Genomic DNA, 11,373 nt, shown 5'->3' on the forward strand with positions numbered 1-11,373 from the left:
ATTGTCTCCGTGAAAGCGTTTTACTTAGCAGCCAGGGTAAAACCGGATTGTCATAAGAGATTGTTAAAAAAGTATTGTTACTTAACTTTTGTGCAATAGCCCGGATCGGCTTAACGTTTTTTAAGTGCAACGATTAATTCTAATGTAAACTTTTTTATACATATAATAAAAGTATCTCGTTAACGATAATTATCAAAAATAACATTAAAATTAGTTAGTTATCTAAAATTAAGAAAAGAGATGCTTTGCGTGGTAAAAAATTATGTACATACAGATGATGTACTGTATTCGTTGTGTTACATTGTTTTCCTCACCGCAATGACGAAAAGGCCAGAACGAGGATCGCCAACATGCAGAAAGATGCGCTGAATAATGTCCATATCACCGAAGAGCAGGTTTTGATTACCCCGGAACAGCTTAAAGAAAAGTTTCCGTTAAACGCGCAGCTTGAGGCTCAGGTTGCCACTGCGCGGCAAACTATCTCCAACATCATTGCCGGTCGGGATCACCGACTGTTAGTGGTATGTGGTCCCTGTTCTGTTCACGATCCTGAAGCAGCGCTCGCCTATGCTCGTCAATTAAAAGATCTTTCTGAGCAGCTGAAGGATCAGCTGTATATCGTCATGCGCGTCTATTTTGAAAAACCGCGTACTACCGTTGGCTGGAAAGGGTTGATTAACGATCCTTACATGGATAACTCTTTCGATGTGGAAGCGGGTCTGCATATTGCCCGGCAGCTGCTGGTGAATCTGGTCGAAATGGGGCTGCCGTTAGCTACTGAAGCGCTTGATCCAAACAGCCCGCAATACCTGGGCGATCTTTTTAGCTGGGCTGCTATCGGTGCGCGTACTACTGAATCACAAACCCATCGTGAAATGGCTTCCGGTCTGTCAATGCCGGTTGGCTTTAAGAACGGCACTGACGGTAGCCTGGGCACCGCTATTAACGCCATGCGCGCCGCTGCCATGCCGCACCGTTTTGTTGGGATTAATCAGGCGGGTCAGGTCTGTCTCCTTCAGACGCAGGGCAACCCGGATGGGCATGTCATTTTGCGTGGCGGCAAAACCCCTAATTACAGCCCGGCAGATGTTGAACAGTGCGAAAACGAGATGCTGAAAGCGGGATTACGTCCGGCGTTGATGATAGATTGCAGCCACGGTAATTCAAATAAAGACTATCGCCGCCAGCCCGGCGTTGCTGAATCCGCCGTTGCGCAGATTAGAGACGGTAACCGCGCCATTATTGGCCTGATGCTGGAAAGCCATATTCATGAAGGTAGCCAGTCTTCTGAGCAGCCGCGTAGCGAAATGCGTTATGGCGTGTCGGTTACCGATGCCTGCATTAGCTGGGAAACTACCGCGCAGCTATTACAACGCATCCATCGGGATCTAAGCGGCGTGCTGGCGGTGCGTTTGTCGCAGGGGAGTTAAGATAAGATGGTGGCTGAACTGAACGCGCTGCGCGATCAAATTGATGAAGTGGATAAGGCGCTGCTCGATTTACTGGCTAAACGACTGCAGCTGGTTGCCGAAGTCGGGGAAGTAAAAAGCCGTTATGGCTTGCCGATTTATGTGCCTGAGCGTGAAGCGACCATGCTGGCTTCGCGTCGTAAAGAAGCGGAGGCGCTCGGTGTGCCGCCCGACTTGATTGAAGACGTGTTACGTCGCGTCATGCGGGAATCTTATTCCAGCGAAAATGATAAAGGCTTTAAAACGCTCTGTCCTGAACTGCGATCGGTAGTTATCGTGGGCGGCAAAGGGCGAATGGGCCAACTGTTTGAAAAAATGCTGACGCTCTCCGGCTATCAGGTAAAAATCCTTGATAAGGATGAATGGGAACAGGCGCCGTTATTGCTGCAGGATGCGGGGATGGTTATCGTTAGCGTACCTATACATCTGACAGAACAGGTGATCGCCCAGCTGCCCCCGTTACCGGACGATTGCATTCTGGTGGATATTGCCTCGGTAAAAAATCGGCCGCTGCAGGCGATGCTGGCCGCGCATTCAGGGCCGGTATTAGGGCTACATCCCATGTTTGGTCCGGACAGCGGCAGCCTGGCGAAACAGGTTGTGGTGTGGTGTGATGGTCGTCAGCCAGAGGCTTATCAGTGGTTCCTTGAGCAAATTCAGGTATGGGGCGCACGGTTACACCGCATCAGCGCCGCTGAACACGATCAAAATATGGCCTTTATACAGGCGCTACGCCATTTTGCTACCTTTGCTTACGGCTTACATCTTGCTGAGGAAAATGTACAGCTTGAGCAGCTGCTGGCGCTCTCGTCACCGATCTACCGGCTGGAGCTGGCTATGGTGGGGCGTCTGTTCGCACAAGATCCGCAGCTTTATGCCGACATTATCATGTCTTCTGAAAGTAATCTGGCATTGATTAAGCGTTACTATCAGCGTTTCGGTGAAGCGATCGCCTTACTGGAGCGGAGTGATAAACAGGGCTTTATTGATAGCTTCCGTAAAGTAGAGCAGTGGTTTGGGGATTATGCGCCGCGCTTTATGCTGGAGAGCCGTTCGCTGCTGCGCTCAGCCAACGACAATCGGGTTTAACCGGGCTACTCTGAAAGCGTACAAATTAAAGCCCGTCTTGATAACGGGCTTTTTTCTTTTTATGCCTGCGGCGGCTGTCCATTGGAAGCGGTAATTCCGCCGTCAACCGGCAGGTTAACGCCGGTAATATAGCGGGCATCGTCGCTGGCCAGAAAAGCGATGGCGGCGGCGATATCTTCCGCTTTGCCCGGACGTCCAAGCGCAATACGTTCGTTAAACTTCGCCATCAGCTGGGCATTGTTCTGCATCTCTTTGGTCATATCGGTGATGGTCAGGCCTGGACAAATTGCATTTACCCGTACGCCATCTTTACCGTAATCCATTGCCAGCGCACGCGTGAAGTTAGTAACGGCACCTTTAGCGGCATTATAAATGCTCATCCCCCAGTCGCCGCCCAGCCCGGACACGGAAGAGATGTTGATAATGTTGCCGCCGCTTTCCAGCAGCATTGGCATGAAAGCGCGAGTGCAGTAGAAAACGCCATCAAGGTCGGTAGACATGACTTTTTTCCACTCTTCATCGCTGGCTTGATGAATTTTTCCTGATGCATGCACACCGGCATTATTAATCAGCACATCCGCATGGCCGTAATGATGGCGTACCTGCTCCGTCAGGGCCTCTACGTCTTCCCGTTTCGAAACGTCGGTAACGACAACCAGATGATTTCCCGCTTTGAGCGTGGCAAATGTGTTATTCAGTTTTTCCCGGGTACGTCCTGTCAGCACTACATTAGCGCCTTCTTCCGCAAAGCGTCTGGCGCTTGCTGCACCAATACCTGAGCCTGCACCGGTAACCACAACGACTTTGTTACTGAAGCGATCCATTTTGCCTCCTTGTTACTGATAACTCGCTAATCCCGATGATTAGCAGCCTGTTAAGCCTGGCATAAGGTTTTGGCTAGTCAGCAAGTAAAGGGGATACAGAGTTTAATGGATTGTTTATAAAACAATTTTAAGTCTTAACAAATATGAATGGCGGGCTCTTATTGCCAGGATGGCTCAAAAGCAAGGGAATTACGGCGAGGTTTCAGGCGGTTGCGGGGCCGGTATACATGAAGCCGGACGGTAAGCGCCCGCCCGGCTCAACGTCTGCTGTTACTGCGGATCGACCGGCACAATATTCTCGCCGGGATAGCAGCCTAACACTTTTAATGAACGGGTAATGGCACGCAGCTCCTGTAGCGTCTGCTGCATTTCATTTGTGCGTAGGTTACCCTGCACATCCAGATAAAACATCTCTTCCCACGGATTGCCGTTGATAGGCCGGGACTCCAGCTTGCTCATGATAAGGTTGTGCTGGCGCAACACCAGCAGAGCTTCAACCAGCGCGCCGGATTGCTGTCCGGTAGCCATAATCAAGGTGGTTTTAGCCGGTACCTGTTCAGAAACGTCAACAGGCTTACGAGCCAGAATAATAAAGCGGGTGATATTTTGTTGCTGATTCGCCAGATGACGTTCCAGAACCTGCAGATGATAAAGTTCGCCGCCAGCTTCGCTGCCTAATGCGGCTACTTTAGGTGAATTAAGCGCCGCCACTTTTTCCATAGCTGCAGCGGTGCTTTCGGTGTACTCAATCTTCCAGTGAGGGAAACGGTTAATAAACTGGCTGCACTGCTGGAATGGCTGCGGATGGCTGTAAACCGTTTCGATTTGCTGTAAATCCGTAGAGCCGGTAACCAGAACGCAGTGATCGATAGGAACCGTCATTTCACCGACAATCGACAGACTGGTTTGCTGCAGGAGATCGTAAACCTCATTAATTGAGCCAGAGCTGGTATTCTCTATCGGCAGGACTGCGTAATCAGCCTGGCCGCTTTCTACTTCCTGAATAATGTCCTGAAATTTTTGACAGCCGCTTTCAAACACGTTTTCGAAATGGCGTGCGCCGTACTTACGCGCTGCCAGATGAGAATAGGACCCTTTCGGGCCGAGAAACGCAATACGCGCTGATTGTTGATTGGTCTGGTTCAGGTGCTTTTGCAGCAGCGCCTGTTGGGTAAGAACAGAATCTTCGATAATCAGTTGAAACAGGCGGGTAATAAAATGGGCATCCAGCTGGTGGCTTTTGCCGAGAGTAATTAATCGCTCCAGCAAATCGCGTTCACGATCGATATCGCGCACCGGACGATGCGTAGCCATTTTAGCTTTAGCGACTTCAATCGCCAGCGTCCGCCTTTCAGTGAGCAAACCCAGCAATTTTTCATCAATGGCGCTGATTTTATCGCGCAGGGCCAACAACGGATTTTCCGATTTCATAGCGTTACCTGTCAGATGTCCATAATAAAAAAGCCCCCCGTTGTGGGAGGCTTTATTGTTCGTCTTCGCTTTCTTTTTTCTGCGACGAAACGCCTCCCTAATCAGGGGAAGGTAAAAAAGAAAGCGAAGAAAAACGGAAATTTCATCATATAACCTGCTGTTGTGGATGTCGTTAAAGTAACCGTAGCGTTTTGCTACTGTCAATAAAAAACGCGCCCGCAGGCGCGTCATATAATCAATGGCGCCCAGAGCAAACATGGGCGCGCTAAAGTTTATACTTCATCGACGGGCGTTAAACCTTTCACGCTGGCGGCGGCGCGGCGCGCTTCACCTTTATGCTGAACTTTGTTCAGCTGACGTTCCAGTTTACTGATTAGCTCATTAATGGCGGCATACATATCTTCATGGGCTGCGCTGGCTACCAGCGGGCCGTTAGGAGTATTGATCGTTGCATCAGCAACGTATCCTTTTGGCCCTTTTAAAAGAACGATATGCGGATTTATCAGATGGGTTTGCCACTTTTCGAGCTTGGAGAGACGGTCTTCGACATGCTGGCGGATAGCTGGGGTGATTTCCATTTGTTTGCTGGTAATGTTCACGATCATCATGTTTACCTCTCTGTCATTGCCGTCGTAGTAAGTTTAGCATACCGTGAAGAGAGGTTATTTTTGTGATGAATGTCACATTAAGTTGTCACTTTTTGTCAATGGAATGAAATCTGTGAGGGGCTACGGTAAATGTACTGAAACCCCTTGTAGAACGTTCTGTCTCAGGGCAGACTTGATGAGTTAACAGCAGGGAATAAAAATAATCTTGCTGTTTTTATAAACAAAAAAGCAGCCTGCAGGCTGCTTTTTTGCTATGCAACTAATTCAGGCCTGGTTAGTAGCGATGAGCTTCGCCACTTTATCCGCCTGAGCATTGAGTTGCAGCTTACGATAGGCATTTTCCATCAGCGGCAGAGCGGTGCGCGTCGCCTGGGTATCCGGATAATCTTTCAGCATTTGCTCAACGCGATTGACTACCGCGACATAGGCTTCGCGTTTCGTGTAGAATTGCGCCACGGACAGCTCATATTTTGCCAGGCGGTCTTTCAGATAGACCAGGCGCTTGCGCGCATCGGTGGCATACTGACTGTTTGGCCAGTTATGTAACAGCTGAGAAAAGTCACGGAAGGCAGCGCGCGCATGTTCGGGATCGCGATCGGAGCGATCGATACCGAAAAAGCCTTGCAGAGCGGAATCGTCTAGCGCCATATCCGTCAGGCCTTTCATATACAGAACATAATCGATGTTCGGATGTGTCGGGTTCAGGCGCATAAAGCGATCGATGGCCGCCTGAGCCATCGGCAGGTCGGCGTTTTTATAGTAAGCGTAGATCAGATCCAGCTGAACTTGTTGGGCGTAAGGGCCAAATGGATAACGGTTATCCAGAGCTTCCAGTTGCGTTATTGCGCCTTTAAAGTTACCGTCCTGCAGTTTTTGCTGAGCCGTTGCATAAAGCTCAGAAGGCGGACTGTCAGGCACTTGATCCTTAGAGCTTGAACAACCCGCAAGAGCCAGGCTCAACGTGGCTGCAGCCACCAGATATTTCATACGCGTCATGACGATTTGATTATCCTCAGAGTGTGTTATTGCGGAAGCTGTCCATTAAGCTCCCGATAGTGACCAGGTACGATAGCACATTATATTAAACGGCATCGCCGTGAAAACCCAACGTTAACGAAGAAGCTGTTTATGGCACAACAAGTAAAACTCACCGCAACGGTCTCCGAATCGCAACTCGGACAACGCTTAGATCAGTCTTTGGCGGAATTGTTCCCTGATTATTCGCGTTCGCGCATAAAAGAATGGATTCTCGATCGTCGTGTGAGCGTCAACGGTAACATCGTTGACACGCCGAAGGAAAAAGTATTGGGCGGCGAAGCCGTGGCAATAGAGGCCGAAATTGAAGAAGAAGCACGCTGGGAAGCGCAGGATATTCCATTAAATATTGTCTACGAAGATGAACATATTCTGGTTATCAACAAGCCGCGCGATCTCGTCGTGCATCCGGGAGCGGGTAATCCGGATGGTACCGTCCTTAATGCGCTGTTACATCATTATCCGGCCATTGCTGACGTACCGCGCGCGGGCATTGTCCATCGCCTTGATAAAGATACAACCGGCTTAATGGTGGTGGCAAAAACCGTCCCTGCGCAAACGCACCTGGTTGAATCTCTGCAGCTGCGTGAAATTACGCGTGAATATGAGGCGGTCGCCATCGGCAACATGACCGCGGGCGGCGTGGTTGATGAACCTATCAGCCGTCACTCAACCAAGCGTACTCATATGGCCGTTCATCCGATGGGGAAACACGCCGTAACGCACTATCGGGTAATGGAGCATTTCCGGGCGCATACGCGTCTGCGTCTGCGTCTGGAAACCGGGCGAACCCATCAGATTCGTGTGCATATGTCGCATATTAACCATCCGCTGGTGGGCGATCCGCTGTATGGCGGCCGTCCTCGCCCGCCGAAAGGCGCGTCTGATGCGTTTATCGCTACGTTACGCGGCTTTGATCGTCAGGCTCTGCACGCGACTATGCTGCGGCTTTATCATCCGGTTACCGGCATTGAGATGGAATGGCATGCGCCGCTACCGCAGGATATGGTCGATCTGATTGATGCGCTGAAAGATGATACTGAAGCGTTTAAAGATCAGCTGGACTGGCTGTGAGCGATCTGATTGTTCCTGACTGGCCCGCACCGGCGACGGTACGAGCCTGTAGCACGATGCGCGCCGGCGGCGTCAGCGAGGCACCCTGGGATTCACTTAACCTGGGCTATCACGTTGGCGACCTGCCAACCGCGGTTCAGGCTAACCGTCAGCGTCTGGTTGAAATAGCCGGTTTGCCCGCGATGCCCTATTGGCTGGAGCAGGTTCATGGCACCGAGGTGATTCGTCTCGATGGTCGGAAGCCTGCCACGCATCGCGCTGATGCGGTCTGGAGCAATCAGACAGGGACTGTTTGCGCAGTCATGACGGCGGATTGCCTGCCGGTGCTTTTCTGTTCTTTTGATGGTAAAGAGGTCGCGGCGGCTCATGCGGGCTGGCGCGGGCTGAGCGCCGGCGTGCTGGAAAATACGCTCAGCCAGTTTTCCGCTCCGCCTCAGGAAATTCATGCCTGGCTGGGGCCTGCAATAGGGCCAGAGGCATTTGAAATCGGTCCTGAGGTCAGAGCCGCGTTTATGGCCCATGATCCGGCGGCGGCTGACGCTTTTCGTCCTGCTGGCGATAAATTTTATGCCGATCTGTGGCTGCTGGCGCGCCAGCGTCTAATCGCACAGGGCGTGACCTCTGTTAGCGGGGGCGGACGCTGTACCTGGCATGATTCTGCTCATTTTTTCTCCTGGCGACGCAGCGGTACTACCGGCCGTATGGCAAGTTTGATCTGGCTGATATAACCTTACGCCACAAGACGATCCAGGGTGCGCTTTTTTTCACCATAATCCAGATCAAAGAACTTGAAAATCTGAGGACAGACCTCATTTCATCTCCAGTAGCATTTTTGACCTGTATTGGGAGGAATCATGCGTCTGGATCGTCTTACTAACAAATTTCAGCTTGCGCTCGCCGATGCTCAATCCCTCGCCCTCGGACGCGATAACCAATTCATTGAACCTCTTCACTTGATGAGCGCTTTGCTCAATCAGGAAGGCGGCACTGTGCGCCCTTTACTGACGACGGCAGGGGTGGATATTGGGGGATTACGTAACGGTGTAGAACAGGCTATCAGCCGTCTGCCGCAGGTAGAGGGTGCTGACGGCGACGTCCAACCTTCTGCCGATCTGGTGCGGGTACTTAACCTGTGCGACAAGCTGGCGCAGAAGCGCGGTGACAACTTTATTTCATCGGAGTTATTTGTTCTGGCTGCGCTTGATTCGCGCGGTTCGCTGGCGGATTTATTAAAATCTGCCGGAGCAACAAACGACAAGCTAACAAAAGCTATCGAACAAATGCGTGGAGGTGAAGGCGTGAACGATCAGGGGGCTGAAGACCAGCGCCAGGCATTGAAAAAATACACCATCGATCTTACCGAGCGTGCCGAACAGGGCAAGCTTGATCCGGTTATTGGCCGTGATGAAGAGATTCGCCGCACTATTCAGGTGTTGCAGCGCCGCACCAAAAATAACCCGGTGCTGATTGGGGAACCTGGCGTCGGTAAAACCGCTATTGTTGAAGGGTTGGCGCAGCGCATTGTCAACGGTGAGGTTCCTGAAGGGCTGAAAGGCCGTCGGGTACTGGCGCTGGATATGGGCTCGCTGGTTGCCGGCGCTAAGTATCGCGGTGAGTTTGAAGAACGTCTGAAAGGGGTGCTGAACGATCTCTCTAAGCAGGAAGGCAACGTCATTCTGTTTATCGATGAACTGCACACCATGGTCGGCGCGGGTAAAGCCGATGGCGCTATGGATGCGGGTAACATGCTAAAGCCTGCTCTGGCGCGTGGCGAACTGCACTGCGTTGGCGCAACCACGCTTGATGAGTATCGCCAGTATATTGAAAAGGATGCCGCTCTGGAGCGTCGTTTTCAAAAAGTGTTTGTTGCCCAACCCAGCGTTGAAGATACCATCGCTATTTTGCGTGGCCTGAAAGAGCGTTATGAGCTGCATCACCATGTACAAATTACCGATCCGGCCATAGTCGCTGCTGCCACACTGTCGCATCGTTATATTGCCGATCGTCAGCTACCGGATAAAGCGATCGACCTGATTGATGAAGCCGCTTCCAGTATCCGTTTGCAAATCGACTCAAAACCCGAAGCGCTGGATCGTCTGGAGCGTCGCGTTATCCAGCTGAAGCTGGAGCAGCAGGCGCTGAAGAAAGAGTCGGATGAGGCCAGCCTGAAGCGTCTTGATATGCTGGAAGATGAGCTCAATCAGAAAGAGCGTGAATACGCCGAGCTGGAAGAAGAGTGGAAAGCGGAAAAAGCGTCGCTCTCAGGTACCCAGACTATTAAGGCGGAGCTGGAACAGGCGAAAATTGCGCTGGAACAAGCTCGTCGCTCTGGCGATCTCGGCCGTATGTCAGAGCTGCAGTATGGCAAAATCCCTGAGCTGGAAAAACAGCTGGCGGCGGCCACGCAGGCAGAAGGGAAAACCATGCGCTTACTGCGTAATCGCGTGACGGACGTTGAGATTGCTGATGTCCTGGCGCGTTGGACCGGCATACCGGTAGCCCGGATGATGGAAGGCGAACGTGAAAAACTGCTGCGTATGGAGCAAGACTTGCACCAGCGCGTAATCGGCCAGAATGAAGCAGTAGAAGCGGTTTCAAATGCGATACGTCGCAGCCGTGCTGGTTTATCAGATCCGAACCGTCCGATTGGTTCATTCCTGTTCCTCGGTCCAACCGGGGTAGGTAAAACGGAGCTGTGCAAGGCGCTGGCTAACTTCCTGTTCGACAGTGACGACGCTATGGTGCGTATCGACATGTCGGAGTTTATGGAAAAACACTCGGTGTCGCGGCTGGTGGGAGCGCCCCCTGGCTATGTGGGTTATGAAGAAGGGGGTTACCTCACCGAGGCCATACGGCGTCGCCCTTATTCTGTCATTCTGCTGGATGAGGTAGAAAAGGCGCATCCTGACGTCTTCAATATACTGTTGCAGGTATTAGATGACGGACGTCTGACGGACGGGCAGGGACGTACCGTTGATTTCCGCAATACCGTCGTGATTATGACCTCTAACCTGGGTTCCGATCTGATTCAGGAACGCTTTGGCGAGCTGGATTATGGTGCGATGAAGGATGTGGTGATGTCAGTGGTTAGCCATCATTTCCGCCCAGAGTTTATTAACCGTATTGATGAAGTCGTTGTGTTTCATCCGCTGGGTGAAAAACATATTGCTTCTATTGCTAATATCCAGCTGCAACGGCTGTACAAGCGTCTGGAAGAGCGTGGCTTTACGGTGAAGATGTCAGAAGAGGCATTGAAGCTGCTGGGGCAGAACGGTTATGACCCGGTATATGGGGCTCGGCCGTTAAAACGTGCGATTCAGCAGCAGATAGAAAACCCGCTGGCGCAGCAGATTCTGTCAGGAAAGCTGGTGCCGGGCAAAGCGATAGATATAGACGTTCGGGATGGCGTAATCATCGCTCATCAGTAAAACAATAAAAATGGGCCGTCAGGCCCATTTTTACTTTTATCAGGTAGCGGATTGCACGGTTTATAAACAGCATGCTTGAAATATGAACGGTTGGATTTTTTTTTGCAATTAGCGCTTGCGAGGTTTCAGGAACTCCCTATAATGCGCCTCCATCGACACGGCACAACGGCTTACGCCACGCGGTGTTGAGCGGTTCAGCAGAGACTGAATCGCCGGAGAAAAACTTCTGAAAAAGGGGTTGACTCTGAAAGAGGAAAGCGTAATATACGCCACCTCGCGACAACGGCACAACACGCCGGTCGCACCGCTCTTTAACAATTTATCAGACAATCTGTGTGGGCACTCACGGACGGGATATCGCAAAACTAATTGCAGTATCAAGTCTCAGAGTGAACACGTAATTCATTACGACGTT

The 11,373-nt window shown here is 51.3% G+C and carries 10 protein-coding genes and 1 other annotated feature; of the genes, 5 read left to right on the top strand and 5 right to left on the bottom strand.

Annotation, left to right across the window (positions count from 1 at the left end; genetic code table 11):
- Window positions 1–350 precede the first annotated feature (350 nt).
- Both COO59_RS14465 and tyrA read left to right on the top strand, forming a co-directional pair.
- Window positions 351–1,430 (top strand): 3-deoxy-7-phosphoheptulonate synthase, encoded by a 1,080-nt coding sequence (locus COO59_RS14465; protein ID WP_103060482.1) that lies wholly within the window; start codon window positions 351–353, stop codon window positions 1,428–1,430.
- Between the two features lie 6 nt (window positions 1,431–1,436).
- Window positions 1,437–2,558 (top strand): bifunctional chorismate mutase/prephenate dehydrogenase, encoded by a 1,122-nt coding sequence (tyrA, locus tag COO59_RS14470; RefSeq protein WP_103060483.1) that lies wholly within the window; start codon window positions 1,437–1,439, stop codon window positions 2,556–2,558.
- A gap of 59 nt (window positions 2,559–2,617) precedes the next feature.
- Here the strand turns inward: tyrA and budC are convergent, their stop codons facing one another.
- From budC to bamD, 5 genes are all read right to left on the bottom strand, one after another.
- Window positions 2,618–3,382, bottom strand: coding sequence for a meso-2,3-butanediol dehydrogenase (gene budC, locus COO59_RS14475; protein ID WP_103060484.1), 765 nt, complete (start codon window positions 3,380–3,382; stop codon window positions 2,618–2,620).
- Between the two features lie 270 nt (window positions 3,383–3,652).
- Window positions 3,653–4,813, bottom strand: coding sequence for a bifunctional chorismate mutase/prephenate dehydratase (pheA, locus tag COO59_RS14480; RefSeq protein ID WP_103060495.1), 1,161 nt, complete (start codon window positions 4,811–4,813; stop codon window positions 3,653–3,655).
- Window positions 4,814–4,836: 23 nt separating this feature from the next.
- Window positions 4,837–4,963, bottom strand: a sequence feature (Phe leader region).
- Window positions 4,915–4,962: a hypothetical protein gene (locus COO59_RS21050; protein WP_205960878.1), complete on the bottom strand. Its 48-nt coding sequence runs from the start codon at window positions 4,960–4,962 to the stop codon at window positions 4,915–4,917. (Overlaps the previous feature by 48 nt.)
- 122 nt (window positions 4,964–5,085) lie before the next feature.
- Complete coding sequence (gene raiA, locus COO59_RS14485) at window positions 5,086–5,418, bottom strand: ribosome-associated translation inhibitor RaiA (protein ID WP_103060485.1); 333 nt, start codon at window positions 5,416–5,418, stop codon at window positions 5,086–5,088.
- Window positions 5,419–5,685: 267 nt separating this feature from the next.
- Entirely contained in the window at window positions 5,686–6,417 is a 732-nt protein-coding gene (gene bamD, locus COO59_RS14490) for an outer membrane protein assembly factor BamD (RefSeq protein ID WP_103060486.1), read from the bottom strand.
- A gap of 132 nt (window positions 6,418–6,549) precedes the next feature.
- Here bamD and rluD point away from each other — a divergent pair, with 132 nt between their 5' ends.
- The 3 genes from rluD to clpB all read left to right on the top strand — a co-directional run bounded on the left by rluD (window position 6,550) and on the right by clpB (window position 10,958).
- Entirely contained in the window at window positions 6,550–7,530 is a 981-nt protein-coding gene (gene rluD / locus COO59_RS14495) for a 23S rRNA pseudouridine(1911/1915/1917) synthase RluD (RefSeq protein WP_103060487.1), read from the top strand.
- Window positions 7,527–8,258 (top strand): purine nucleoside phosphorylase YfiH, encoded by a 732-nt coding sequence (yfiH, locus tag COO59_RS14500; RefSeq protein ID WP_103060488.1) that lies wholly within the window; start codon window positions 7,527–7,529, stop codon window positions 8,256–8,258. The genes rluD and yfiH overlap by 4 nt, the downstream gene beginning before the upstream one ends.
- A 126-nt stretch (window positions 8,259–8,384) precedes the next feature.
- A complete protein-coding gene (gene clpB / locus COO59_RS14505; RefSeq protein WP_103060489.1) occupies window positions 8,385–10,958 on the top strand; it encodes an ATP-dependent chaperone ClpB in 2,574 nt (857 codons plus the stop codon).
- Window positions 10,959–11,373: the final 415 nt, after the last annotated feature.

The organism is Mixta theicola (genome assembly GCF_002895925.1).
GTDB lineage: Bacteria > Pseudomonadota > Gammaproteobacteria > Enterobacterales > Enterobacteriaceae > Mixta > Mixta theicola.